This is a genomic window from Exiguobacterium sp. s80, from assembly GCF_018618725.1.
GTDB classification, from domain to species: Bacteria; Bacillota; Bacilli; order Exiguobacteriales; family Exiguobacteriaceae; genus Exiguobacterium_A; species Exiguobacterium_A oxidotolerans.
Window position 1 is genome coordinate 1 of record NZ_JACSMP010000005.1, and the last position, 25056, is coordinate 25056.

General features: G+C 47.0%; 26 protein-coding genes. 12 read left to right on the forward strand and 14 right to left on the reverse strand.

Annotation, left to right across the window (positions count from 1 at the left end; genetic code table 11):
- Positions 1–313: 313 nt before the first annotated feature.
- Positions 314–1183, reverse strand: coding sequence for a nucleotidyltransferase-like protein (locus tag KNP94_RS10250; RefSeq protein WP_029332786.1), 870 nt, complete (start codon positions 1181–1183; stop codon positions 314–316).
- 117 nt (positions 1184–1300) lie between these two features.
- Between KNP94_RS10250 and KNP94_RS10255 the strand changes: the two genes are divergently transcribed.
- Positions 1301–1663, forward strand: coding sequence for a DUF2614 family zinc ribbon-containing protein (locus tag KNP94_RS10255; RefSeq protein ID WP_029332785.1), 363 nt, complete (start codon positions 1301–1303; stop codon positions 1661–1663).
- Between the two features lie 13 nt (positions 1664–1676).
- Here the strand turns inward: KNP94_RS10255 and perR are convergent, their stop codons facing one another.
- Entirely contained in the window at positions 1677–2099 is a 423-nt protein-coding gene (perR, locus tag KNP94_RS10260; RefSeq protein ID WP_369834779.1) for a peroxide-responsive transcriptional repressor PerR, read from the reverse strand.
- A gap of 176 nt (positions 2100–2275) precedes the next feature.
- Between perR and KNP94_RS10265 the strand changes: the two genes are divergently transcribed.
- Positions 2276–3574: a glutamate-1-semialdehyde 2,1-aminomutase gene (locus tag KNP94_RS10265; RefSeq protein ID WP_215115624.1), complete on the forward strand. Its 1299-nt coding sequence runs from the start codon at positions 2276–2278 to the stop codon at positions 3572–3574.
- A gap of 55 nt (positions 3575–3629) precedes the next feature.
- Here KNP94_RS10265 and KNP94_RS10270 read toward each other — a convergent pair whose 3' ends face one another.
- The 4 genes from KNP94_RS10270 to mutY all read right to left on the reverse strand — a co-directional run bounded on the left by KNP94_RS10270 (position 3630) and on the right by mutY (position 7565).
- A complete protein-coding gene (locus tag KNP94_RS10270; RefSeq protein WP_214766612.1) occupies positions 3630–5420 on the reverse strand; it encodes an ABC transporter ATP-binding protein in 1791 nt (596 codons plus the stop codon).
- A gap of 43 nt (positions 5421–5463) precedes the next feature.
- Positions 5464–6006, reverse strand: coding sequence for a nucleoside tri-diphosphate phosphatase (ntdP, locus tag KNP94_RS10275; RefSeq protein ID WP_029332781.1), 543 nt, complete (start codon positions 6004–6006; stop codon positions 5464–5466).
- A gap of 120 nt (positions 6007–6126) precedes the next feature.
- Complete coding sequence (locus tag KNP94_RS10280; protein ID WP_214802438.1) at positions 6127–6549, reverse strand: hypothetical protein; 423 nt, start codon at positions 6547–6549, stop codon at positions 6127–6129.
- Positions 6546–7565: an A/G-specific adenine glycosylase gene (gene mutY, locus KNP94_RS10285; RefSeq protein ID WP_214766616.1), complete on the reverse strand. Its 1020-nt coding sequence runs from the start codon at positions 7563–7565 to the stop codon at positions 6546–6548. Before mutY ends, KNP94_RS10280 begins: the two co-directional genes overlap by 4 nt.
- Before the next feature lie 111 nt (positions 7566–7676).
- Here mutY and KNP94_RS10290 point away from each other — a divergent pair, with 111 nt between their 5' ends.
- Entirely contained in the window at positions 7677–8660 is a 984-nt protein-coding gene (locus KNP94_RS10290) for a metal-dependent hydrolase (protein ID WP_214766618.1), read from the forward strand.
- Between the two features lie 57 nt (positions 8661–8717).
- On the opposite strand, the gene KNP94_RS10295 is transcribed toward KNP94_RS10290, so the two are convergent.
- The 5 genes from KNP94_RS10295 to KNP94_RS10315 all read right to left on the reverse strand — a co-directional run bounded on the left by KNP94_RS10295 (position 8718) and on the right by KNP94_RS10315 (position 14369).
- Positions 8718–8993, reverse strand: a complete 276-nt coding sequence (locus KNP94_RS10295) for a YfhJ family protein (RefSeq protein WP_051667383.1) — start codon at positions 8991–8993, stop codon at positions 8718–8720.
- Positions 8993–9310 (reverse strand): DUF1811 family protein, encoded by a 318-nt coding sequence (locus KNP94_RS10300; RefSeq protein ID WP_088836429.1) that lies wholly within the window; start codon positions 9308–9310, stop codon positions 8993–8995. The genes KNP94_RS10295 and KNP94_RS10300 overlap by 1 nt, the downstream gene beginning before the upstream one ends.
- Before the next feature lie 59 nt (positions 9311–9369).
- The gene (locus KNP94_RS10305; RefSeq protein ID WP_088836428.1) at positions 9370–11430 is read right to left on the reverse strand and encodes an ABC transporter ATP-binding protein; all 2061 of its coding nucleotides are present in this window, start codon (positions 11428–11430) and stop codon (positions 9370–9372) included.
- Between the two features lie 17 nt (positions 11431–11447).
- Positions 11448–13175, reverse strand: a complete 1728-nt coding sequence (locus KNP94_RS10310) for an ABC transporter ATP-binding protein (RefSeq protein WP_371816040.1) — start codon at positions 13173–13175, stop codon at positions 11448–11450.
- A gap of 375 nt (positions 13176–13550) precedes the next feature.
- Positions 13551–14369: a RecX family transcriptional regulator gene (locus tag KNP94_RS10315; protein WP_215115625.1), complete on the reverse strand. Its 819-nt coding sequence runs from the start codon at positions 14367–14369 to the stop codon at positions 13551–13553.
- Between the two features lie 113 nt (positions 14370–14482).
- Here KNP94_RS10315 and KNP94_RS10320 point away from each other — a divergent pair, with 113 nt between their 5' ends.
- The 6 genes from KNP94_RS10320 to KNP94_RS10345 all read left to right on the forward strand — a co-directional run bounded on the left by KNP94_RS10320 (position 14483) and on the right by KNP94_RS10345 (position 20224).
- The gene (locus tag KNP94_RS10320; RefSeq protein ID WP_088836425.1) at positions 14483–15391 is read left to right on the forward strand and encodes a TIGR01777 family oxidoreductase; all 909 of its coding nucleotides are present in this window, start codon (positions 14483–14485) and stop codon (positions 15389–15391) included.
- A 19-nt stretch (positions 15392–15410) separates the two neighbouring features.
- Positions 15411–16553 carry an amidohydrolase gene (locus KNP94_RS10325; protein ID WP_088836424.1) on the forward strand — a complete coding sequence of 381 codons (1143 nt, stop codon included), beginning with the start codon at positions 15411–15413 and terminating at the stop codon, positions 16551–16553.
- A 260-nt stretch (positions 16554–16813) separates the two neighbouring features.
- Positions 16814–17371, forward strand: a complete 558-nt coding sequence (locus KNP94_RS10330; RefSeq protein ID WP_029332770.1) for a GNAT family N-acetyltransferase — start codon at positions 16814–16816, stop codon at positions 17369–17371.
- A 134-nt stretch (positions 17372–17505) separates the two neighbouring features.
- A complete protein-coding gene (locus KNP94_RS10335) occupies positions 17506–18189 on the forward strand; it encodes a response regulator transcription factor (RefSeq protein WP_029332769.1) in 684 nt (227 codons plus the stop codon).
- Entirely contained in the window at positions 18186–19580 is a 1395-nt protein-coding gene (locus tag KNP94_RS10340) for a sensor histidine kinase (protein WP_088836423.1), read from the forward strand. The genes KNP94_RS10335 and KNP94_RS10340 overlap by 4 nt, the downstream gene beginning before the upstream one ends.
- A gap of 125 nt (positions 19581–19705) precedes the next feature.
- Positions 19706–20224 (forward strand): TVP38/TMEM64 family protein, encoded by a 519-nt coding sequence (locus tag KNP94_RS10345; RefSeq protein WP_251132629.1) that lies wholly within the window; start codon positions 19706–19708, stop codon positions 20222–20224.
- A gap of 30 nt (positions 20225–20254) precedes the next feature.
- On the opposite strand, the gene rlmD is transcribed toward KNP94_RS10345, so the two are convergent.
- Complete coding sequence (rlmD, locus tag KNP94_RS10350; RefSeq protein ID WP_214808555.1) at positions 20255–21640, reverse strand: 23S rRNA (uracil(1939)-C(5))-methyltransferase RlmD; 1386 nt, start codon at positions 21638–21640, stop codon at positions 20255–20257.
- 43 nt (positions 21641–21683) lie between these two features.
- Positions 21684–21890 carry an SE1561 family protein gene (locus tag KNP94_RS10355; RefSeq protein WP_029332765.1) on the reverse strand — a complete coding sequence of 69 codons (207 nt, stop codon included), beginning with the start codon at positions 21888–21890 and terminating at the stop codon, positions 21684–21686.
- 87 nt (positions 21891–21977) lie between these two features.
- On the opposite strand from KNP94_RS10355, the gene yfkAB reads away from it, so the two are divergent.
- The 3 genes from yfkAB to KNP94_RS10370 all read left to right on the forward strand — a co-directional run bounded on the left by yfkAB (position 21978) and on the right by KNP94_RS10370 (position 24590).
- Positions 21978–23090: a radical SAM/CxCxxxxC motif protein YfkAB gene (yfkAB, locus tag KNP94_RS10360; protein WP_088836420.1), complete on the forward strand. Its 1113-nt coding sequence runs from the start codon at positions 21978–21980 to the stop codon at positions 23088–23090.
- Between the two features lie 86 nt (positions 23091–23176).
- Positions 23177–23359, forward strand: a complete 183-nt coding sequence (locus KNP94_RS10365) for a hypothetical protein (RefSeq protein ID WP_029332759.1) — start codon at positions 23177–23179, stop codon at positions 23357–23359.
- An 82-nt stretch (positions 23360–23441) separates the two neighbouring features.
- Complete coding sequence (locus KNP94_RS10370) at positions 23442–24590, forward strand: MFS transporter (RefSeq protein ID WP_239456825.1); 1149 nt, start codon at positions 23442–23444, stop codon at positions 24588–24590.
- Between the two features lie 122 nt (positions 24591–24712).
- Here KNP94_RS10370 and KNP94_RS10375 read toward each other — a convergent pair whose 3' ends face one another.
- On the reverse strand, positions 24713–25000 hold the full coding sequence (locus KNP94_RS10375; protein ID WP_029332757.1) for a hypothetical protein: 288 nt from the start codon (positions 24998–25000) through the stop codon (positions 24713–24715).
- Between the last annotated feature and the right edge of the window lie 56 nt (positions 25001–25056).

Here is a 25056-nt window from a genome sequence, read left to right on the forward strand (position 1 = left end):
CGTTGACGAAGCTTGCGCTTCATTCATTGTTTGTATCCGAAGATACGTTTTTTGCCTCATCGTTCAGTTTTCAAAGTTCGTCGTGTCGTGTTAGCGACTTTAATAAGATATCATGGAATAACTTAACCGTCAATCCTTTTTCTTATTTTTTTAATTTGTTTTCGTCGTTCAGAGCGTGTCGCCCTGTCGACATGTATTAATATACTATCTCAAAATAGTAACGTCAACAGATTTTAATAAAAAACTTTTAATTATTTTTTTCTTCTATATATAGTATTTTCGATTCGCGATAAAAAACATATGAACCAATCGTTTAAACGACTGGTTCATATGTTACGAGTTCCACGCCCGTACCTTTTGTTTGACGATAAGAGATGCGAATTAACCCTTTACGCATAAAGAAATCGACTAAACTACCTAAATCAACCTTCAGTTCCTGCAATCGTTCATTTTCCATTAGTTCATACATCGTCCACGGGATTGTTCTTTCACGCATCACTTCAAACAAATACTTTCCACCGGATAATACTTTCGATTGAAGTAGATGTTCCAGACCAATCAAAGCTAAATGGATTCGCAATTCAAGTGTTTCTTCACTTAATAGTAATTGCTGGTATAACTTGTACACTTCCGGATCATCCATGCGAGCTTGTTCCCAGACGACAATTTCAGGATGTGCTCCTTTTTCAAGAACGGAAAGCCGTGCTAAATGATGTAAAGCATGATGCACGTGCGTGTAAGCATCATAGTAGTTACCGCGACTAAAGAGATTACGCCCGTCTTGAAAACGACGTAGTAGTTTCGCAAAAGACAGTGACATTTGCAGGCAACGTTCTGCTTCCGGGAAATTCAACAGCCTTTTTTTCATATCAGTTAAATAATCATTGCGTTCAAAAATAATTGTTCCTTCGGATATCCAATGGACAGCTCGCCGATTCGCGTTCAGTACAATCCATCGTGACAGTACATCTTCATGGACGACATGAAGTGACACCTTGAGTGTATCTAGGCGGTAGTGTTTGATTGTCCATTCAATAGAGGAGTCCCGTGTAACAACTAGTAACAGTATATCAAATTGGTCCGTCAATGAATCCTTCGGTTGCTGTTTTTCAACAGCGATGATCCCTTGCGTTTCTTGATAGGCAGCATATTCGGAATAAATTGTTCTTGTGACTTGTTCCATTCAATTCTCACCCTTCTTCACTCATACTCATCCGTTACCATTTTCGACAAAAATTCATTGTTTCCTTCTTCAGGACATAAGCTACAATATGCTAGACTGTCGTTAGGGGGAATTCAATTGAAAAAACAACGCAAGAATAAAATAAACCGCGCCCGTAACTTGGCGATGTTCCTCGTTTTTGGTGGAATGCTCGTTATGTATGGCGGTCTTCTATTAAAACAATTTGAAATCATCATGGTTATTTTAATGCTACTCGGTTTTGTCATGGTCTTAGCGAGTACTGCCTTATATTTCTTAATTGGTTTAACTTCAACGAAAGCAGCCGTCGTCACTTGTCCGAACTGTGGAAAAGAAACAAAAGTCCTCGGTCGCGTCGATTTATGTATGCATTGCGATGAGCCACTCACGATGGACCAAGAACTTGAAGGAAAAGAATTCGATGAAAAATACAATAAACACAATAAACGAGCTCCCCGTTAAAGGAAGCTCGTTTTTATTGTACGTTTGATTGGCATTCAGGACACGTCCCGTATACTTCGAGACGATGACGATCTACTTTAAATCCAGTCAAATGTGCAGCGACCGTCTCGACATCATCGAGAACCGGATAATTGAAGTCGACGATTTTACCGCACCCTTCACATATCATATGATAATGACGTGTCGTAACGAAATCGAATCGGCTCGAAGCGTCTCCATAGTTCATCTCTTCAACGATTCCTTTTTCACGGAAAACACGTAAATTATTATAAACTGTCGCCACACTCATATTTGGAAAACGATGTTCGAGCGCACGATAGATATCATCTGCCGTCGGATGCGTATGTCCTGTCGTCAAGTATTCCAAGATTGCGTGACGTTGTGGTGTCATGCGAACGCCCGAGTCCCGTAAAGATCGTACTGCGTCATCTAGCATTTCGTTAGCCACGTCCATCCCCTCATTTCTATCTTTCATTGATTATTAGATTGTAATCTTTATAATTAGTCTACCTACATTATTCCCGTCCGTCAACGGCTCTGCTTCTGATTTGACGTCCGTGATACAATCATATCGTGATATTTTTCACGAATCAACGATTGGAGGAATCATCCATGTCAACCCATTCTACACGCCCGACATCCGAGGCGTTATACGACGTTGCCCAAAAATGTATCGTCGGAGGTGTCAACAGTCCATCCCGCTCTTTTAAGGCCGTCGGAGGAGGCGCCCCCGTTTATATGGAACGTGGAGAAGGTGCTTACTTTTACGATGTCGATGGCAATCGTTATATCGATTACTTAGCCGCTTACGGTCCAATCATCACCGGGCACGGGCATCCACATATTACGGAAGCGATTACGCATGCGGCGCAAAATGGTCTCCTATATGGTACGCCTCATCGCCTAGAAATCGACTTTGCACATAAGCTTCAACAAGCGATTCCGTCTTTAGAAAAAGTTCGCTTTACGAATTCAGGAACCGAGGCGGTCATGACGACGATACGAGTCGCGCGTGCCTACACGGGTCGTGAACTCGTCGTGAAATTCAGCGGCTGTTACCACGGACATTCTGATTTAATGTTGATTGCAGCAGGAAGTGGTCCAGCAACACTCGGTTCACCGGACTCTGCCGGTGTAACGAAAGCAACAGCGAAAGAAGTCTTGACGACACCGTTCAATGATGTTGAAGCCTATCGTCAAATCATGGCTGAATGGGGCGATCAAGTTGCCTGTGTCCTCGTCGAACCGATCGTTGGGAACTTCGGGATTGTCGAACCGCATCCTGGATTCCTCGAAGCCATCAATGAGATTACTCATGAGCACGGCGCACTCGTCATCTACGATGAAGTCATCACGGCGTTCCGCTTCACATACGGCAGTGCTCAAGAACTATTGAATATCCGTCCTGATATGACGGCACTCGGCAAGATCATCGGTGGTGGTCTTCCGATCGGTGCATACGGTGGTCGTAAAGACATCATGGAACACGTTGCTCCGCTCGGTCCTGCTTATCAAGCTGGAACGATGGCTGGAAATCCGGCATCGATGGCAGCAGGTATCGCTTGCCTAGAGTTACTTGAACAGCCTGGTGTCTACGAAGAATTCGAACGTCTCGGTGCGAAGCTCGAACAAGGGATTCTCGAGGCTGCTGCTACTCATGACGTCACGATTACAATCAATCGTCTAAAAGGAGCTTTGACGGTCTACTTCACGGATGAGACGGTCACTGACTACCTCGGTGCGGAGCGCTCAAATAGCGAGATGTTCGGTCGTTTCTTCAAATTGATGCTCGAGCAAGGCATTAATCTTGCCCCTTCAAAATACGAGGCGTGGTTCTTGACGACGGCTCACACGGACGCAGACATCGATGAGACGATTGCTGCCGTCAACCGTGCGTTCGCACAATTGTAAGCTGTTCATTCTTTATACAAAAAGGCTATTCCGAAAAAAACGGAATAGCCTTTTTTCATTCGACGAGCTCGAGGTTCTGAATCGCGTACAGTTCAAAATATGCGCCACGTTTACGCATCAACTCTTCATGACGACCGAGTTCCGTGATTTGACCATTTTCAATCACGACAATCTTATCGGCATCCGTAATCGTCGACAGACGGTGGGCGACAGTAAACGTCGTCCGTCCTTTCGCGAGACGCGCAAGCGAATCTTGAATCATCGATTCACTTTCTAGATCTAGCGCACTTGTTGCTTCATCCAGAATGAGAATCGGTGGGTTCTTCAAGAAGACACGGGCAATCGCCAAGCGTTGCTTTTGTCCCCCTGACAGTTTAACGCCTCGTTCTCCGACCGCCGTCTTGTACCCTTGCGGCAGCCGTTCAATGAACTCGTGTGCATTCGCCGCCTTCGCAGCAGCAATTACTTCTTCATCCGTCGCTTCCGGGTTCCCCATCTTGATGTTCATTTCGACCGATTCACTAAAGAGAATCGATTCTTGCATGACCATTCCGATTTGGTCGCGTAAGCCACGCAATTTCAAGTTTCGGATGTCGACACCGTCAAGCGTAATCCGTCCAGACGAAACATCATAAAAACGAGGAATCAGACTGACGAGCGTCGATTTCCCGCCTCCCGACATTCCGACGAAGGCGATTCGTTCCCCCGCCTGGACGTCGAGCGTCAACCGGTTGATCGCAAGTTCGCCATCTTCTTCATACGAGAAGCTGATGTCTTCGAACTGGACGTTTCCTTTAACAGCGACCGGATCTTTCGCATGTGCTTTTTCCGTAATATCATACGGTTCGTCTAAAAATTCAAACATCCGGTCCATCGAAGCAATCGATTGTGTCAACGTAGTGGACGAGTTGACGAGGCGACCGAGCGGTGCATACAGACGGTCGATGTAGCCGATGAAAGCGACCATCGTCCCGATTGTTACTTGTCCGTTCAAGACGAAAAAGGCAGCCGTACCAAAAATCAAAATCGGTGCAAAGTCGGTAATCGTCGAAACGACGACGTAGGTCCGTGCATTCCAGTTCGTCTGACGAAGTGCCGCTTTTAAGAAACCATCATTTTGACCTTTGAACGCTTTGTTTTCATGTGGTTCAAGGGCGAAACTGCGGATAACTGCCATTCCGTTGACCCGCTCCGTCAAATGTCCTTGGAGTTCCGCAAGTGCTGCTGAGCGATCGCGCGTCAAACTGCGGAGCCGCCCATAAAAGAACTTCACGGCAAAGGCATAAAACGGCAATGGGATGATTGCGACGAGCGTCAATTTCGGATTGATCGTCCACATGATGGCAATTGCGATAAAAATCGTAATCATATCGAGCCATAAGTTCATCAAACCCGTTACAACAAAATCTTTTGTTTGTTCGACATCGTTGATGATTCGGGAGATGACTTCCCCGGTTTTCGTATTTGAATAAAACCGAAGTGATAATTTCTGAACATGATCAAACAAATTATTCCGTACGTCGAACAAAATTTTCGACGCCGACCACTGTGCTAAATACTGACGGACGAATTCAAGTGGTGGTTTGACGACGAGGAAGACGAAGAAGCCCGCTCCAATCAAATACGCCAGTTCCTTACTCCGCTCTGCAAGCGGTACCGTATTATCGGTCAGGAGGTTATCGATGATGTACTTATACAGTAACGGTAATCCTAACGGAATCGAAAACTTGATGATCCCGACGAACACCGTCAAAAAGATTTGTTTTTTGTACGGCTTGACGAACTGCATGTAGCGACGAATCGAACCTGGCGCCTTATTTTTCTGTTGTTGAGTTTCCTTACCCATGATGATTCACTTCCTTCAATTAAAAAAAGACGATGGCGAACCATCATCTCCGATATCTTGTTTCATATTCACGATACCACGTTTCAACGAATGCCGGATTGAACGGACCTTTCCGACTTCGAATCCACTGGATTAAAATCTGGACGTTGTCCTTCAGGATACGATCAATCGCTTTCGGATAATTCATTTCCCGGCGATGTTTCTCGTACTCATCCTCATCCAAAATCATATACGACATGTCCGGATACACCTTAATGTCTAAATCATAATCAATGTACTTGACTGCTCGATCCTTTTCATCAAACGTCGAAGGTGACCCTAGGTTACAGTAATAGTAGATTCCATCCTCTCGAATCATACAGATTACGTTAAACCAGAGTTCTGTCGAAAAATAACAAATCGCGGGTTCGCGTGTCCGCCACTGACGACCATCCGATTCACTGACCATGATTCGATCATTGAATCCAATCAATTCTTCTTCCGTCGATTTAAGCACGAGCGTTTCTTCCCAAACTCTGTGTAAGCTGCCATTATGTTTGAAACTTTGAATCTCAATCTTGCTACCTTCTTTTGGGAATCGACTCATGTGCTACTCCTTTCTGAAGCTTTTTTATTCAATTTTTCTATACTCTCGTGCTTATTATACCCATTTTCAGAACACATGAAAAACGAAAGGGTACTTTTTCAGAAAAATGACTGTGATTTATTAACTAAAGTAGTCTAAAATCGCGCGTTTCCGTTGATTGAACATCGGTTTGAGAATCAGTAGATCGACAATCATTTTCGGAAAATAAGATTTATAGAGTAATTCATCAATCATGTAGACCCCGTCCGGACGCTGTTCGACACGGTGGAGATGACACCAAGCAGCGAACGGGAACGGGACCTTGACCCCTACATCAACGAAAGCATGTTGACCGACAATCGGAATCAGTGACTCCCACTCGACGAAAATGGGCGGAAGACCGACTTTAAGCTGAATCGTGTTTCCGGCGATTGTCCGCGTATCACCAATCGTTTTCACTTTCGGGAAAACCGTCATTCCCGTTAATGCTTTCGCATCGCCTAAAAACGTCCAAGCCTGCTCTAACGTCGCTGTTACTTTCGTTTCCGTACGAAATGTATTCATGTAGTCTCCTCCTTTAATAGACGATCGATTTTCATTTGTGCGACTGATATCGGCTGCTTGACGTACGTTGCTTCATCCATCAGTACCGTTCCTTCAGGTTGCGTCGCGACACGGTAAATACTGACTTCCCAAATCCGGTGTGAAAAGATATGTTTAATCTTCCCGACATACGTTCCGGGTACGGTTTCCGTCGATTCGACTAACGGATATTGCCACATACCCGCGAGCAGTCCCGTATCCGGTCGCTGTTCGATTGCAACTTTCCCTGCTTCTTCGTAGACGAGAGCGTCGTATTGAATCGTCTGCGTTTTTCCTTTTTTCGTTTTGACCGGTAACTCACCTTGGGCATTTCGCTCGTACGCAAAACAGACGTCATTGACGGGACATAACCCACACATCGGAGACTTCGGTGTACAGACGATTGCCCCGAGCTCCATCAATCCTTGGTTGAAGCTCGACGGATCAAGCGGATCAATCAGTTCATGGACCGCTGCCTCGAACAGTTTCCGTGTTTTCGGTGCGGCGATGTCTTCATAAATCCCAAGCACCCGCGATAAGACGCGCATGACATTTCCATCGACTGCCGGTTCCGCCTGACCGTAAGCAATTGACAGGACTGCTCCCGTCGTATACGGTCCGACACCACGTAAGCTTTCAAAAATTTCTTTTTCGTCAGGAACAATTCCGCCATATTTTTCAACAACTTCTTGAACGGCGATTTGAAGATTCTTAACACGGGAATAGTATCCTAAGCCTTCCCAGTATTTTAAGACTTCGCTTTGCTCTGCCGCCGCTAAATCGTGCGGCGTCGGAAAACGGTCCGTGAAGCGATTATAATAAGGGATGACGGTATCGACACGCGTCTGTTGTAACATGATTTCACTAATCCAGATGTGGTAAGGATTTTTAGTTTCTCGCCATGGTAACTGGCGTTGTTCACGTAAAAACCATGCGACCAATTCGGTTGTGAACGTTCGTTTGTTAAAGTTTATGAAATATTCTTGAACGGGGATCAAATGTCTACCTCTTTTCTACAAAAATACGTTATAGTGAATGAAAATTACCCGGAACGCTTACACTTGTTTGTTTATCCGTACCATTACTACTTTTAGAGGAGCGAATTCGCATTGGATACTGGTACACATATCGGAATGGGACTTTGTCTCGCCGCCATCGCAACACTTGAACCGGATGTCGCAGCAAGCGCAACACTCTTTGCTGCCGTCACGACCACTGCCTTAGTCGGATCGCACGCCCCCGACTTTGACACGGTTTTTAAATTTAAAGGGAACGGTGCTTACTTGACGCAACACCGTGGAAAATCCCATGGATTGATTGCCCTACTCGCTTGGCCGTTACTCTTATCAATCGTCATCGGCACCTTATTCGGCGTACCACCTACTTCATTATGGCTGATGGCGCAGATCGCTGTCGCCCTTCATGTCTTCGTCGATCTGTTTAACGCCTATGGCACACAAGCTCTGCACCCCTTCAAACAGACCTGGATTGGTTGGGGTGTCATCAATACGTTCGATCCGTATTTATTCACGATGTATTACGGCGCTTTCGGAATCTGGGTCCTGACACGCGCGACCATCGTCATTTTCCCGATTTTAATCGTCATCGTCGCGATTTATTACGCCGTACAGTTTAAACTCCGAAATGATGCCCTGGCGACGGCAGCCCGTTACTATGGCGGGGCCCACAAGTTATTCATCTCACCCGGAATGAAGTGGGACGAGTGGCACGTCGCAGCACGACTGCGCGACGACTATTCCGTCGTCAAAATCAACTCTGGTGTCGTCGTCGAATGCGGAAACTTCCGCATCAAAGAGGAACCGCATGGGGATTCACTCTATGAAGTCGTCAAACAAAATGAGGACTTGAAAGCTTTCCTCGCCTTCTCAAAAATCCACACGTATACGGTATCCCGAAAAGACGGCATCGTCGAATATCGTTTCACGAACTTACGGTATTTCACAAAAGATGTCTACCCATTCGTTGCCGTCGTCCGAATCGACGAGGCGTCCCAACAAATCGTCAGTTCCTATACGGGTTGGGTCTTTAGCGAACGGACGCTGCAAAAGAAACTGATTATCCCTGCTTTATAAACAAAAACTCCGTGTCCGTGGTCAACCGACCAAGACAGGGAGTCTTTTTCTGTTCATTTACTGGACGTCGCGTCCGAGCATCAAGTGCTTAAACTTTTCATTCGATGTATTGAAGCGGTGCAACATCGCGCCATGTTGTTTGATTTGTTGCTCGACGAACCGGACGGCGACAGCCTCACCTTGATATTTTTCGCCTGCCCGGGCAAGCGTCGCCTCAAAATCTTCCCAAAGGACTTCGACCCATGTCAATGCCTCGATTGGCGTTAATACCGGATTGACGGCTTGTAATTCTCCTGCTAGTTGCTCTAGTGCCGCTGTGCGGTTTTCTTCCATCATACACCCTCCTCAGAATGAATCAGCGCAAGCGGAATCGCGACTTCGTTGACGGTTCCTTCAAAATGCCCCCAACCCATGACGCCGTTGACGAAATGTAATTCGAATACCGCCTCTTCCCCTTCGACTTGGTAAAGTTGTCCGGTTTCGAACTGACTTGCATCGACGAGATAACTTTGTGCCATCGCGATTTTCCGAATGACAACTTCGACTTCACTCATGTTCCCATGCTGCTCCGCTTTTCTTTTTTGTTCGTTTAGTTTCGTGACGAGCATTTCTAATTCGTATTTCGATAATTGACTCATCCGTGTTTCCATCAAAAAACTCCCCCTCTTCGTCATTAGTATATACGAAAAGGAGGAGTCATATCATGGTGTTAGCTCGATTTCAGCTCAAGATTCCGTTTGCTTTGAAGGGCGTACATCTTCGCGTAAATCCCTTTTTCCGACAAGAGCACGTCATGTGTACCACGCTCCATGATTTGACCGTGATCGAGGACGATGATTTCATCGGCATCTTTAATCGTCGACAACCGGTGCGCGATGATGAAGGTCGTCCGTCCTTTCGTCAACGTCAGCAAGGCTTCTTGAATCATCGCTTCCGTCTCGGAATCGACACTTGCCGTCGCTTCGTCAAGAACGAGAATCGCGGGATCAAAGGCAAGCGCACGGGCAAAACTGATTAATTGCCGTTCCCCCGCAGACAAGGTCGCACCTTTTTCGATGACCGGTTCGTCTAAGCCATGCGGAAGTCGATCGATGAAGCGGTCTGCTCCGACGGCAACGATTGCCTGGCGGACACGCTCTTCCGAAATCGATGGATTATCCAGTGTAATGTTCGAACGAATCGTTCCTGTAAACAAGAACGGATCTTGTAAGACGATTCCCATGTGGTCACGGACCGCTTGTTTCGGTAACGTCGTAACATCTTGTCCGTCAATCAGGAGATGACCGGACGAAGGATCATAAAAACGCATCAACAGGTTCATGATTGAGCTTTTCCCACTCCCCGTATGCCCGACGAGGGCGATGGTCGCACCAGGACGTGCCTCAATCTCGATTTGACGTAAAACCGGATACCCCTCTTCATAGCTGAATCCGACGTCTTTAAACTCGACGCGCCCTGAGAAACGGGGAATCCGACCTTGTTCGACCGGTTCACCTTTTTCGTCGAGCAACTGGAACATCCGGTCGGCCGAGACGAGTGCTTGTTGGAGCGGTGACAGTTGATTCATGATTTGTGTGACCGGTTCGAACAGACGCGACACGTAATCAATGTAGGCATAGAGAATTCCGAGTGATAAAAATGTCCCGTTCGTTAAACTTTGACCGGCAACGACCCAAATCAATAAGGCGAGCGTCAAGTTTTTTAAGAAATACGATAAGTTGTGTGACATCAATGCATCGAGCCGTAACAGTTTCGCACGGGTTTGATAGTTTTCTTCATTTTTCTGTTCGAATTCAGCGAGCACTTCTGCTTCACGGGCGTACGACTGAATGATCGGCATCGTCTGGATGTTTTCATTCAATTGTCCGTTCATATCCGCGACGAGTGCCCGGACTTTAAAGTTGTTTTCCGTCGCAAACTTTTGGAACAGTTGAATCCAAAAATAGACGATCGGGATAATGGCTAAGGAAACGAGACCCAGCCGGACATCCAGGAAGAACATCGCGACGAGAATCCCTGCCATCGTGATGATGCCTGAGAACACACGCGCCAGGACACCGAGGTAGAGATCCCGGATCGTCTCCGTATCGTTCGTGACACGACTGACGATTTTACCAATCGGTGTCTGATCGAAGTAACGGACCGGCAAGCGTTGCAGATGTGAAAAGACATCAAGCCGCATCCGTTTAACGATTTTATGCGCTGAGCGTTGCAATAAGATTTGTTGGACCCAGTTCAGGCCCGCTGCGATCAACAGCAAAATGATATAAAAGAGCGATAACCAACCAATCGCCTTTAAGTCCGAGGCATAAAAATCATAGACTTGTCCTTGCGTGAGCTTTTCGACACCGGCGTACCGAAACGTTTCCTCTCCTCGCGTGACAGTTAACGTGTCCCCCGCGACTTGACGTTCGCCACCACTGACGACTTGTTCCGGAACGAAATAATACCCCGCCTTCGACTGGACGATCGAGATCGGACCGATGACCGCCGACTTCGGAACGTCTTGCGACTTCGCAAAACGTCGTCCGTCATAACCGACCGTCCCCCCCGATTCGACTTCCACCCAGTCTTTTTCGATTGCGACGATGTGTTCGTCGATGATGATTTTTGCGATATACGGTCCTGTCAGTTCGGCTCCGACCGCTAAAACGAGCAGGAAAAGCCCGAGAAAGATTGCGCGTTTCTCATGCATCGCATAGCGGACGAGTGAACGAATCGTCGTTTTCCGTCTGACGGGATCGAGTAAATAATTTTCTTGTTCAGTCAATTTCAGCACCTCCTGCCTTACGTTTCTTCACTTTGTCGTTCGAATTGTTCTGCATACCAGCCACGTCGTTCCATCAGCTGTTCATGCGTTCCCCGCTCACTGATCACGCCGTCTTGTAAGACGAGAATTTCATCCGCATGCGCGACGGCAGACAACCGGTGCGCAACGATCAATGTCGTTGACTGATGACGGTTCGTCCGGATCGCGTCGATGATTTGTGATTCCGTTTTCGCATCAACGGCTGACAACGAGTCGTCGAGCAACAGCAACTCCGGTTTCTTCAACATCGCCCGGGCAATCGACAAGCGTTGTTTCTGTCCACCGGAAAGCGTGACTCCCCGTTCTCCGACCATCGTTTGTAACCCTTGGTCAAGCGTCTCGACATCCGTCGTAAAGGCCGCTAAACGAATCGCTTCTTGCAACTCAGCTTCTGTTGCCTCACCCGCCCCGAACAAAATGTTATCGCGTACGGATTTTGAGAAGAGTAGATGCTCTTGCGAGACATAGCCCGTCCACCCGCGGACGGTCTCCAGTGCGACGTCTTCATAGGGGGTTCCATTTACTTTCAACATGTCTCGTCCAATCGGATACTCCCGTAAAAATTGGCGTAAGAGCGTTGTTTTCCCAGATCCAGTCGGACCGACGATTCCAATCGTCTGTCCGTGTTTGATCGTCAAATCAATCCCGTGTAACGACGGATGATTCATCTCTGGATACGTAAACGTCAAGTTAGCCAGAGTAATCATTCCCGGTCGCACAACTTCGACTTTCGGTGTCGATGTGATCAGCGGTTTGACACGCATCGTCGCTTCTAAGCGATCGAGACTCGCCGTCCCGCGCTGGATGACGTTGATGAGCTCACCGAAGGCATACATCGGCCAAATCAACATCCCGAGGTAAATATTGAAAGCGACGAGCTGACCGAGCGTAATATCGTTCGTAAAGACAAGGTACGTCCCGAACGATAGACCAATTAAATAGCTGACACCGACCAATAACTTGATGATCGGTTCGAATAAGACGTCAATTTTTGCGACATGCATGTTTTTTTCGAAGACATCCGTCGTCGTGTCATCGAATTTTTTGACATCGATCTCTTCTTGGACGAACGAGCGGATGACACGAAGTCCGGAAATCGATTCGACGACCTGGTCATTCATCGTTCCAAACGCATCTTGGGCGACGATGAAGCGGCCGTGAATTTGACTTCCGAGCTTGTTCATCGCATACGCGAGGAGCGGCATCGGAAGGAGTGCCGCGAGCGTCAGTTTCCAATCAATCGCGACCCCCATCACGACGAGGGTGATCGCCGTCATATTCAACGAATCGACAAGTGTCAACACACCGAATCCGGCTGTTCGTTCGACCGCTTTTAAGTCATTCGTCGCAAGCGCCATCAAATCTCCTGTTCGGTTCTTTTGATAGAATGTCGGCGTCAATTTTAATAAATGTGTAAAGAATCGGCTTCGTAATGTCCGTTCGAGTAAAAATGCCGTCCCGAACAATTTCGCGAGCCATAGATACGTCAAAATAAACGAAGCGATCGAAATTACGAGCAGTCCGACGACATATTGAATCAGTGTCGTCCGGTCCATCGACCCGGACCGTAACCCGTCAATCACTTTTCCAATCAGCCACGGCGGCGTTAAATCAATAAAACCCGTGATAATTAAGAGTACGACGGCAATCAGATAAGATGTTTTGTGTTCTTTTAGAAACCAACTGAGTTGGCGAAATAATCGCACGATGGTTCCCCCCTTTGTGTCATGTTATGGTGTTCCTTTTTTCCGAACGCACAAAAAAGGCATACTGATTTCCGGAAGCAGTCCGAGAATCAATATGCCTTGAAAAGACGATATGAATCAAAAATATGGTCTGCGCGCTCGGGGAACGGATTCCCTGTCAATCGCACACTAAAATGAGTGTTTATACGAGTTCGAGAGTCTCCGCCATATTCAACTGTCCAATAGTAGATGCGATAACAAGTTGCTTTTTCATGTGACGGTTCCTCCTTTTCTTAATCTGAGCGTAGAATAGCACAATTGTCGGACAATTGTCAATTTTCCATCTTGCTATTTAGGAGAATGAGTTTTCAATTTTTTCAAAAGGAAAGACGCTTGTTAGATTCCTTCTTCTTCTTGCTTGACCTGTTCGATGACTGTTGCCACGATTCCATATGGGAACCCTTTTCGAACGAGTGCTTGTTTCGTTTTTTGTTCTCGGGCAAATGGCTCCAGTTTATGATATTTCGGATAATATTTACGCGCTTGATAGAGCGCCGCCTCTTCTTCCGCGTCGACTTCGACTTCCTCAAAGACGATTTGAAACCCTTGTTGCGTCACTTCTGAAGAAAAACCACGTTGCATCAGAGTTTGTTGCAGTTTCTGTTTCAATTCCCGGACCGAACGCCGCGCTAATTCCTTTTGTTTTTGGCGCAAGAACTTGACGACCTTCTCAAGCTCTTCTTCTTCCGTAAACTGTCGTAACGCTTCATCGATAAACTCTTTTTTTACCTTCAATGCTGCTAAATCACGCCGGATTCGTCCCGGACCTTGGGGAGTCGTCGCTTTTTTCGTCGCCGTATAGGCAAGGGCAAACTGCTGGTCATCGATATACTTTTGTTCCGTCAGGCGCTGAATCGCATGTTTGATTGCGTGTTCCGGCGTTTCCTTTTCGATCAAATGCGTTTCGACTTCGCTCGTCGCCCGCATCCGGTAAGACAAATGGTTCAACGACAACCGGTAAGCTTTTTGTTCTTCTTCCGCCGTCAACACTTCCTTGACGAAGTCGTCATCGATTTCCTTATCACGCTCAAGGTTATATTTAATTAAGATGTCAACATCGACGGCAAACGCATACTCTTCTTTTCCGTCCCGTTCGATATAGATATTAAACCGTTCATTATTTTTCTTTTGGGTTGAAATCCGTTTAATCTTCAAGGGGGTATCCTCCTATATGAAACTGAATACTTAACGATAACATGCTTCCTCATGTTTGAGTGAAACTGACAAACGGGAACATATGTACAAGATTGTTGAAAGGGATGATACAGATGAAGATTGCGATTACAGGTGGGACAGGAATGATTGGGCAGGCGCTCTCGAAACGATTGATTGCGGAGGGGCATCATGTCTATATTTTGACCCGGTCCGTACAAGACAACACAGAACACACTACTTACGTTGAGTGGTTGACGTCGTCCGCCGCTCCAGAACAGCAGCTTGAAGGTATCGATGCCTTTATCCACCTGGCTGGCGCTTCCATCAATGATGGTCGCTGGACGGAAGAACGGAAACAAACGATTCTGCAAAGCCGGATCGATTCGACGAAAGAGTTAGTCCGCATCAACCAGGCATTAACAACGAAACCGGCTGTCGTCCTCTCCGCTTCCGCTGTCGGCATCTATGGACAGGACCGGCACCAGACATTCACGGAGGAACAGCCACTCCCGCCGACAAGTGACTTCCTCAGTCAAGTCTGCGTCAAGTGGGAAGCGTTAGCCCAACCAATCGCTGACCTCGGGATTCGGCTCGTCCATCCGCGGATCGGTGTCGTCCTTAGTAAAGAAGGCGGAGCCTATCCATTGATGCGCCTCCCCTACAAGCTTTTCGGCGGCGGGACGATGGGCGACGGAAAGCAATGGGTCTCTTGGGTTCATATCGACGACCTCGTTGAATTATTCATCTTTGCCCTTAAAACAAATCAACTCACTGGTCCGCTTAACATTACGGCACCGCATCCGGAAACGATGCGTCAGTTCGGAAAAACAATCGGAAAAACGTTACAGCGCCCCCACTGGTTACCGGCTCCGCGCTTTGCTCTCGAACTCGCACTCGGTGAAAAAAGCGTCATCGTCCTCGAAGGAGCACGCGTCATTCCGAAAAAAGCACTCGAAAATGGGTTCAAGTTTCGGTATGCTGAATTAAAGGATGCACTAAGCAACTTAGAGCAGACAAACTAATACAGGGGCTGACGAAACGTTGAACGTATTAATACGCAATGCACACATTTTCCCGATCACAGCAGATAGTTTTTATGGTGATATTCGCATCAAGGATGGCAAAATCCACGAAATCCACGAGTTACTTGACGTTCAAGACAACGAACGTGTCATCGAAGCCGAAGGACGCTTTTTATTGCCGGGCTTCATCGACGCCCATACCCATCTCGGGCTTTATGACGAAGGAACGGGAACGGTCGGAAATGACGCCAACGAAACGATTTTCGCAATGACACCGCACCTGCGTGCGATTGACGGCGTCTATCCGCTGGATGAAGGATTCAAAGAAGCGATTGAACATGGTGTCACGACCGTCCAAGTCATGCCGGGCAGCATGAACATCATCGGTGGTGTGACGAGTGTCATCAAAACGCACGGACGCTTTATCGACGATATGATTTTACGGAAATATGCCGGTCTGAAGATTGCGCTTGGTGAAAACCCGAAACGTGTCCACAGTGCCGGACGTGCAGGAGAATTGACGCGGATGGGCATCATGGGCATGCTCCGCGAAGCGTTCCTCGAAGTGAAGATGCAACGGACGGCAGATACGTTCGCTCACCGAATGATTGAACGCGTCCTGAATAAAGAGATGCCACTTCGCGTCCATGCACACCGGGCGGATGATATCCTGTCTGCCATCCGCTTCGCTGAAGAATTTAATCTCGATGTCCGGATCGAACACTGCACGGAAGGTCATCTCGTCGCAAAAGAATTACAACAATTGCCGATTGAACACGTCACCGTCGGACCGACCTTCACCCGCAAATCAAAAATCGAGCTTAAAAATAAGACATGGGAGACGTATCGCGTTCTCCACGAACATGGTCTCGAAGTCTCGATCACGACCGATCATCCGTACACGCCTGTTCAGTACTTGAACTTGTGCGCAGGACTCGCCGCTCGTGAAGGCTTACCCGTCGACATTGCCCTCCGCGCCATCACGATCAATCCAGCTCGTTCGCTTGGCGTATCGGATCATGTCGGATCGATTGAAGTCGGAAAAGATGCTGACTTAGTGTTATGGAGCCATTTCCCACTTGATTATTTAGCAAAACCGCTCATGACGATGATTGACGGAAACGTCATTTTTGAACACACGCATTTAACCTCGATGTCTTAAAAAATCAGCCTTTGATTTTAACGCTAAAACGTTGAAAATCAAAGGCTTTTTTCTTTGTGAAAAACAGTCATTTTCATTTGCAAAATTTGTCTTGTTTTTGTATGTTTTTTCACAAAAATTATTTACTTGCATTTTTAAAAAAAGAAGGTAATATTATCTTATCCGACAACTGAAGAAGGCATACCATGCGCGGTTCAAACGAGTCAGACAGGTAGCTTTCGACAATCATTCTAGCGGTCTTAAGAAGGAGGAATGGAAGTATGCTCAAGCAACGGGAGCTGAGCGACTGCGCTGATTTGTTCGAACTGATGCAGCATCAAGACGTATATCCGTACGTCCGCCAAAAAACACGGTACTTTGATGAATTTCTGTTTACTACAAAGCAGGCAATCGAAGAGGAAGAACGTGGTGAACTTGTCTCACGTACAATCCTGGATGAATTCGATCAACCAATCGGTACAATCAGTTTACTCGATATCGAAGGACATTATGGTTTTCTCGGTACATGGTTAGGTAAACCGTATCATGGAAAAGGCTATAACAACCTTGCAAAAGAAGCATTCTTTTCCGAGCTGTTTTTCGAACTCGGTTTCGAGAGTGTCTTTATGAAGATACGCCAGACGAATATCCGTTCACAAAAAGCAGCTGAAAAATTGCCTTATGCCTTTTGTGCGGATGAACTCCGTCCAACGTTACTCGAACAATTGAATACAGGCGAGACCCAGTTCACGCTGTATGAAGTATCAAAGTCGAGTTTCCACATGTATATTCATGGTCGTGAGCTCGAAACGGTCTACGAACAACAACTCGAAGCATGAGTGGCATCGCCCACTCGTGCTTTTTTTGTCGTACTTTTGATGCGGCGTGAAACGCTCAAATGGTATGATTAAAAAAAACTCACCGGTCAACTGGGTTCAAATCCCGTTTCCCGGATGAATGAGGAGCGATTTGAATGGCAGAACAGTTTAAAATACTCGTCGTCGATGATGAAGCACAGATGCGCGATTTACTCGTATCAAACCTTGAAAAAGAAGCTTACGTCACGACAACTGCGACGAATGGACAAGAAGCAATCGATAAAATTCAACAGGATACCTTCCATCTCATTTTACTTGATGTGATGATGCCTGAAATGGATGGACTGACGGCATGCATGCGGATTCGCGAATTTTCAAATGTCCCGATCATCATGTTGACGGCACGTTCGGACGAACTCGACCGGATTCATGGTTTAAAAATCGGTGCCGATGACTACATCACGAAACCTTTTAGTCCACGGGAACTCCTTGCGCGAATCGAAGCGACGCTCCGCCGGTCGCACCGTTTCGCTGTCGATCAATCGGCGTCGTTATCGATCGGCAAACTCGAACTCGATACAGAAAGCCGAAGCGTCCACGTCAGCGGTAAACCAGTCAGCCTGACACGAAAAGAATTCGACTTGTTGCACTTGTTCGTCCAACATAACGACAAAGTTTTTTCTCGCGAACAACTGCTCGACCAGATTTGGGGAGCCGATTATATCGGAAACTTACGGACGGTCGATACGCATATCAAAACACTTCGCCTGAAACTCGGAGAAGCTGGGGGCGCCATTCAAACGGTCTGGGGCATCGGCTATAAATTCGAGGAAGTATGATTAAACGCTACACGATCCGAAAGCGGATTTGGATCACAATTTGGTTCACGAGCGTCTTTTCGGCGATTCTCTTCCTGTTACTCACGTTTTATCTGTACGACCGGTTTTATCTCCAGACACAAGAAGACATCTTGCTGAACCGCGGTGAAAAATTGATTAACATCTATGAATCGGAAGGCCTGTCCGGTGCTTTTTATGACGGAATGACCTATACGAACGAGCTGACGGAATCAAAAGTCTTTTTCATCGATTTCTTACAAAAGAATCCGGGCGGACTGCGTTTCCTGACGAACGAAGATATCGAACAGCTCCGAAACGGCCAAACGGTCGTCTCGAGCCGGACCCATCCGATTGAAGGCACTGATATTTTGATGACGGGATTTCCAATTATCGAAAACAACCGGTTAGTCGGGACGTTGATCCTCTACCTTGAACTGGGACAGATCAGTGAACCGTTCCGCCCTCTGCGGCTGATGATTTTCTTCATGATCGGCTTAATCGTCCTCAACCTCGTCATCTTCGGTCGACAAATCATCGATACGATCATTCGTCCATTGATTGACATGAAACGGGCCTCGACGGTCTATGCCCAAGGTGATTTTGATTACCGGATTCCGATTCAATCGGATGATGAAATCGGGGAGCTTGCCGAAACATTGAACAAAATGGCAGAATCACTTGGCGAAGTCGACGAACAGCGAAAAGAGTTCCTCGCGAATGTCAGCCACGAACTCCGGACACCCTTGTCCTATATCCGTGGTTATACGGAAATGATGCAAGATGAACATTTAGACACGAAGACACGCGATCAGTATTACCAAATCATCGAACGGGAGACGGAACGTCTGCAGCGTCTCGTCAACGATTTACTCGACCTCGCGCAACTTGAACGGGACTCGTATCCGATGACGAAACAACCGCTCGTTTTCAGCCAGGTTCTCGAAGATGTCGTCTACCGGATGGCACCGATCGCGCAAGCAAAAGGCATTCAACTCGTGACAGACTTTGATCCGAGTCAAATCGTCCTCGGTGACAATGACCGGTTGGAACAAGTCATCGGAAACCTGATTGACAATGCCCTTCGGTACACACCGTCTGACCGTTCGATTTACTTGACGACGAAAACGGATGGCAATTTGACCATCTGTACGATCCGTGATGAAGGAGAAGGAATTCCCCCTGAACATTTAGAGCGTTTGACGAAACGTTTTTATCGTGTCGACAAATCGCGGACACGTAAAGATGGCGGGACCGGTCTTGGCCTCGCGATCACGAAGCACATCATCGATCGCCACGATGGAACGCTTGCCTTTACGTCATCAATCGGACAAGGAACGACCGTCACAATCACGCTTCCCCTCTTACCGGATGAAGACGATGGATTTGCATAACAAAAAAAGTCATCCGTTTTCACGATTGTTTTTCAGAAGTGTTTGCTTAAAAGGAGTGTTTCTTCATCGAAACGAGATTAATTGATTTACTTCAGGGTGCGGACCATTTCGCGGTTCTGATCAGCTTGCTCGTCAGCTTCATCGTCAGTATTTTTGGTTTCTTACCGAGTGCTTTCGTCACCGCTGCAAACGTGCTTTACTTCGGTTACTGGGAAGGGTTTTTGTTATCCTTCCTAGGTGAGGCCTTTGGTGCACTCATCGCTTTTTACTTGTACCGGTTCGGCGTCAGGCATCTTACACCAAAGATTGACTCGGTCCGCGTTCAAAAGTGGACCGACCGGCTCGCTGAAACGAACGGACGTGATGCGTTTTGGCTGATCGTTTTACTACGCGTCTTGCCGTTCATTCCGTCTGGCCTCGTCACGTTACTGAGTGCGGCTAGTCGTGTCTCTCCGCTCGTTTTTTTCATCGCAAGTACTCTTGGAAAGATTCCTGCTCTATTTATCGAGGTCGCGAGCGTCAGCTGGTTCATCGGAAGCGATGCGGTAATCCAGTGGATTGTCGTCGGTGTCGTCATCGTTCTGTATGCGGCTCACCTCGTCTACAAACAGTATCAATCCAAACAAAAAACGCCGTCTTCTTGATTTACTTCAAGAAGGCGGCGTTCGTACGTATTAGAACTTTTTCTTTTTCTTTTTCTCGAGGACGACGATTGCTTCGACATGTGCCGTTTGCGGGAACATATCGTACGGTTGAATGTAACTCACTTTATAATCAGCCTTCATCAAGTGATCACAATCGCGGGCAAGCGACTGTGGATTACACGAAACGTAGACGATTTTTTTAGCTTTTGACGAAATCATCGCATTCAATAGTTGTGTATCACAACCCGACCGTGGTGGGTCGACGATGAAGACATCCGGGACCCAACCTTCTTTGACCCAACGCGGAATCCAAGCTTCTGCTTTCCCGACGACGTAATGGGCGTGATTGAAACCATATTGCTTCATGTGTGCATTCGCATCTTCAACCGCTTCTTCAATGATTTCCATACCGCGGACTTCTTTTGCTCCTTTTGCAAGCCAAAGACCAATCGATCCTACTCCAGCATACGCATCGACGACACGCTCTTCACCCGTCAGCGCCGCTGCCCGAACGACTTCTTCATACATCCGTTCTGCTTGTTCCGGATTCAATTGGAAGAAGGCACGTGGCGAAAGTTGATACGTGAATTCACCCATCTGCTCTTCAATCTTTTCGACACCACGAAGAACTTCTGTTTCTTCTCCGAAGACACGTGACGTCAGTTTGTCATTGATGTTTAGCGCGACCGAGATGACACCCGGAATATTGTGAATATCACGTGATAGTGCTTCGAGATCTTTAAATCCATCTTTAAACGCGACGAGGACGACTTGAATCTCACCTGTTTTGATTCCTGTCCGGACGACGATGTTACGAATGACACCATCTTGTTTCGCAGAATTGTAGACCGGTACATTGTAATCATTTAATAACTTCGTCACGGCATTGTTGACGCGTAACGTTTCTTTATTTTGTACGATGCAATCATCAATCGCGACAAGACGATTTGAATTCGCTGAATACAAACCACTGACGATTTGATTGCCTTCTTTTCCGACCGCAAATTGCGATTTATTCCGGTATTCCCATTCTTTTGTACCGATTGTTGAACGGATATCTGCCTTTTCGATGTTCAACTTCGTTGATTTCGAGAATGCATTTCGTAACATCTCTTCTTTGTAACGGAGTTGTCCTGCATAGCTCATATGTTGAAGCTGGCATCCGCCGCATTGACTGTAAATCGGGCAGAGTGGTGTGACACGATCCGGCGAGCGATCATCACGTTTGACTAGTTTTGCATTTGCGAAATTGTCGTGGACTTCCGTGATTTCAATCTGTGCTGTTTCTCCGACGAGTAACCCCGGAATGAACACGATTTGTCGTTCGAGTGTCGCAATCCCCTCGCCATTGATTCCCATCCGTAGACACGTGACGGAGCGGATTTCTCCGACATTTAGTTTAATTTTCGTTGCCATTCTCTTCATCCTTTCCATGATACAAATGAAAAAGCGGTTTCGATTAACCGCTTTCTGATCCCTCATGTTCCTTCATATCTTTTGCATAACGAAGTACCTTGGCTTTTAACTGGTCCAAGGAAACTGCGAGTCGTTCTAAATCCTCGATATCTGATGTTTCATCCAGTGAATCGATCGTGTGGCATAGAAGCTGCATTCTTGATTTTAGCACATTCATCTGGCCAAGTTTATCAGTTCTTGCTTTTCCCATTATTCAGACTTCCTTTCTTCTTATAGATTCCGTCGTTATTTTAGCATACGATACGAAGTGGAGCATTTATGAAGGAGGAATATAACTATGTTACAACAATCAACGATCACGATCGAAAATGATCCGTGGGAAGCCTATCGCGATATCGAACAGTATGGTCAGGCCATGCTGACGAACATCGAAGTGACGACAACAAAACTCTGCAACATGCGGTGTGAACATTGTGCCGTCGGCTATATGTTAGCGAGTAGCGAGAACCCAGAAATCCCCGTCGAACTATTAATCAAACGTCTCGATGAAATCAAACATCTCCGGGCCTTTTCGATTACAGGGGGCGAACCGATGCTATCGACGAAATCGGTCAAGGAATATGTTGTCCCTTTACTTAAGTATGCCCACGAACGCGGCGCTAAAACCCAAATTAATTCAAATTTAACACTTCCACTCTCACGGTACGAATTAATCATCCCCTATCTCGACGTTTTACACATATCCCATAACTGGGGAACGGCGGACGATTTCATCGATGGTGGTTTTGCGATGATGGAACGGAAACCGTCACGTGAAGCGCGGACGAAGTTATTCGAACGAATGAAGGAGAATGCACGGATTTTAAATGCCCGTGGCGTTCTTGTCTCCGCCGAAACAATGATTAATAAACGGACACTCCCGCACCTCGAAGCGATTCATCAAGAAATCGTGGATATGGGTTGCGTCCGTCATGAAGTGCACCCGATGTATCCAGCAGATTTCGCTTCAATGATTGAAGCTGCCAGTCTTGATGAAATTCGCGACGGGATCCATCGTTTGCTTGACGTCCGTGACCCGAACATCTGGATGCTCTTCGGAACACTCCCGTTCTATGCCTGTTCGATGGAGGAAAAAGATTTAGCTCTTCATCGCCGTCTGCGTCAAGAAACGAATGTATCTGTCCGAAACGATCCGGATGGACGCTCACGCCTAAACGTCAATATTTTTGATGGTGAGATCATCGTCACGGACTTTGGTGATGAACTCGCTTCTCTCGGAACGATTCATGATACCTCTTTCAACGACGCCTATGCTGAATGGCAACAAACTGAACTAAATAAAAGTCTATCGTGTCATTGCCCGGCCGTTAAGTGCCTCGGACCGAATGCGCTCGTCAAGAATGCCTACTATCCAGATGTCGACTTCCTCAAGCAATCAAGTCGCTTATAACAGCCGACAGGTTTTACCTGCTTCCAAACGGGGAAAAGATTGTCACAAAGTTGACACACGTTCTTTCGCTGAAGGGAGTTTTCAAAATGGAATGGCTCGTCGGGATTGTCACCATCATCGGGATGTTCAGTATGGTACTCGGAATCATGATGATTGGAATTCGTTCTTCCCACAGCATCGAACATGATGAAGTGTTCGATCAGACGGATTGGGACGAACACCTTCTGCATATGCCACGCCCAACACGTTTTGAACAGACTGAAAAATAGGAACACAAGCGCCCCGCTGTACAATCGTGCAGGCGGGGCGTGTTATGCTTAATTCAAAAAAATGAAAGGCAGTTGTTTTGTCGTGTCTCGTCGCTTCGCCCTGATTTTATCGATTGTCTTTATCTCCGGCTTTACGCAAGGATTATTGATTCCTTTGTTGTCTATTTTACTCGAGCGTCAAGGAACACCTGCTTACATAAATGGTCTGAGTGCTGCCGTCCTTTATATCGGTGTTATCGTCGCTGCTCCATTGATGGAAAAACCTTTACGACGTCATGGCTATGTCCCCGTCATCTCTTTCGGTCTATCGTTAGTCGCCGTCGCTGTGTTCGCCTTTCCGTTGTTACCAAGCGTCCTCGCCTGGATGGTATTACGCTTCATCGTCGGGTTTGGCGATCAAACGTTACATTACGGTTCGCAAGTCTGGGTGACATCGATTACCCCCAATGAAAAGTTAGGACGGACGATGTCGCTTTACGGCATGGCATTCGGGCTTGGCTTCGCACTCGGTCCTCTTGCCGCTCCACTTGTCGATTTAATTGACTGGCTTCCGTTCGTCTTAACCGGGACATTGACCGTCATCGTCCTCGTCTTGTTACGTCGCTTGCCGAATGAAAAACCAACCGACATCATGCCGGAAGAATTACAAAGTGCAGCCTCCCGCTATCGTCTCGTCCTCGCGAGTGCCTGGTTTACGTTACTGCCTGGCTTCACATACGGATTTTTGGAAGCGACATTGAATGCAAGCTTCCCGGTTTTCGCGACACGTAACGGGTATGCCTTGTCCGAAACGAGTGCATTAATCACGACATTCGTCGTCAGTTCGCTCATCATGCAACTCCCGCTCGGACGGCTAGCTGACCACTTCGGAAAACGGCGTACCTTAATTACTGTACTCTGCATCGGGGCAAGCGCGTTTCTCGCGGCTTGTTTCCTCTTTGAAAGTTACGGTGCCTTGTTTGCCATCTTCGCCTTTAGCGGCATGGCACTCGGCTCGACGTATTCATTAGGGGTCGCTTACATGACCGAACAATTACCGAGTCACTTATTACCGACCGGCAACCTCCTAGCCGGTATTTCCTTTAGTCTCGGGTCGATTCTTGGACCGATTGCAGGCAGTGTGTTCGTCTTACTTCCTCCTGCTTTTTACTTTAGTTTATTTGTCGGCGTCCTCTTTACACTGGCTTATTTATTATTTCGCTCGACAGCTAAGCCGATACAAATTAAATGAGACCCGTTCTTTCATGTACAGTAAGAAGGGAGTGCCGCTCGATGCGACACTCCCTTTATTGTTTAGCGTTTATTTTTCATTCAGTCCATCGTAATTCGATGACTCCTATTCACGAGACGGTATCACTTGACGATTCCGACTTGTCGAAAACGTTGCCAGAGCTTTTCATCGATTGCGTACGGTTGATTTTTTGCTTGCTTCAACTCTTCCGTCTCCAATAACACGATGACCTCTCGACCATTGATCGACCAAACTGAATCGTACCCCTTTTCCGCCTCAATAATTTCCACATCGACCTCGCCATGGGTTTCCTTGAGTTGCTGGCTGACGCACGTTACGACGAACCGAGCGAACTCATCCCGGGGACGGCGATTTGCCATGATCTTTCGAACGATCTCATTACGTTCCACTTTTCTCATCTCCTCTCGTTTTCTAGTCATACTAGCCTTTTTGGCAAGGCCGAATC

Excerpts from the sequence above, each read along its gene's own strand:
- KNP94_RS10250 (WP_029332786.1), bottom strand. The coding sequence starts at position 1,183 with ATGGAACAAGTCACAAGAACAATTTATTCCGAATATGCTGCCTATCAA.
- KNP94_RS10280 (WP_214802438.1), bottom strand. The coding sequence starts at position 6,549 with ATGAATACATTTCGTACGGAAACGAAAGTAACAGCGACGTTAGAGCAG.
- KNP94_RS10340 (WP_088836423.1), top strand. The coding sequence starts at position 18,186 with ATGATTAAACGCTACACGATCCGAAAGCGGATTTGGATCACAATTTGG.
- KNP94_RS10300 (WP_088836429.1), bottom strand. The coding sequence starts at position 9,310 with ATGGAAACACGGATGAGTCAATTATCGAAATACGAATTAGAAATGCTC.
- rlmD (WP_214808555.1), bottom strand. The coding sequence starts at position 21,640 with ATGGCAACGAAAATTAAACTAAATGTCGGAGAAATCCGCTCCGTCACG.
- KNP94_RS10295 (WP_051667383.1), bottom strand. The coding sequence starts at position 8,993 with ATGGAAGAAAACCGCACAGCGGCACTAGAGCAACTAGCAGGAGAATTA.
- KNP94_RS10355 (WP_029332765.1), bottom strand. The coding sequence starts at position 21,890 with ATGGGAAAAGCAAGAACTGATAAACTTGGCCAGATGAATGTGCTAAAA.
- ntdP (WP_029332781.1), bottom strand. The coding sequence starts at position 6,006 with ATGAGTCGATTCCCAAAAGAAGGTAGCAAGATTGAGATTCAAAGTTTC.
- KNP94_RS10330 (WP_029332770.1), top strand. The coding sequence starts at position 16,814 with ATGCTCAAGCAACGGGAGCTGAGCGACTGCGCTGATTTGTTCGAACTG.
- perR (WP_369834779.1), bottom strand. The coding sequence starts at position 2,099 with ATGCTAGATGACGCAGTACGATCTTTACGGGACTCGGGCGTTCGCATG.
- KNP94_RS10270 (WP_214766612.1), bottom strand. The coding sequence starts at position 5,420 with ATGGGTAAGGAAACTCAACAACAGAAAAATAAGGCGCCAGGTTCGATT.
- yfkAB (WP_088836420.1), top strand. The coding sequence starts at position 21,978 with ATGTTACAACAATCAACGATCACGATCGAAAATGATCCGTGGGAAGCC.
- KNP94_RS10320 (WP_088836425.1), top strand. The coding sequence starts at position 14,483 with ATGAAGATTGCGATTACAGGTGGGACAGGAATGATTGGGCAGGCGCTC.
- KNP94_RS10265 (WP_215115624.1), top strand. The coding sequence starts at position 2,276 with ATGTCAACCCATTCTACACGCCCGACATCCGAGGCGTTATACGACGTT.
- KNP94_RS10365 (WP_029332759.1), top strand. The coding sequence starts at position 23,177 with ATGGAATGGCTCGTCGGGATTGTCACCATCATCGGGATGTTCAGTATG.
- KNP94_RS10335 (WP_029332769.1), top strand. The coding sequence starts at position 17,506 with ATGGCAGAACAGTTTAAAATACTCGTCGTCGATGATGAAGCACAGATG.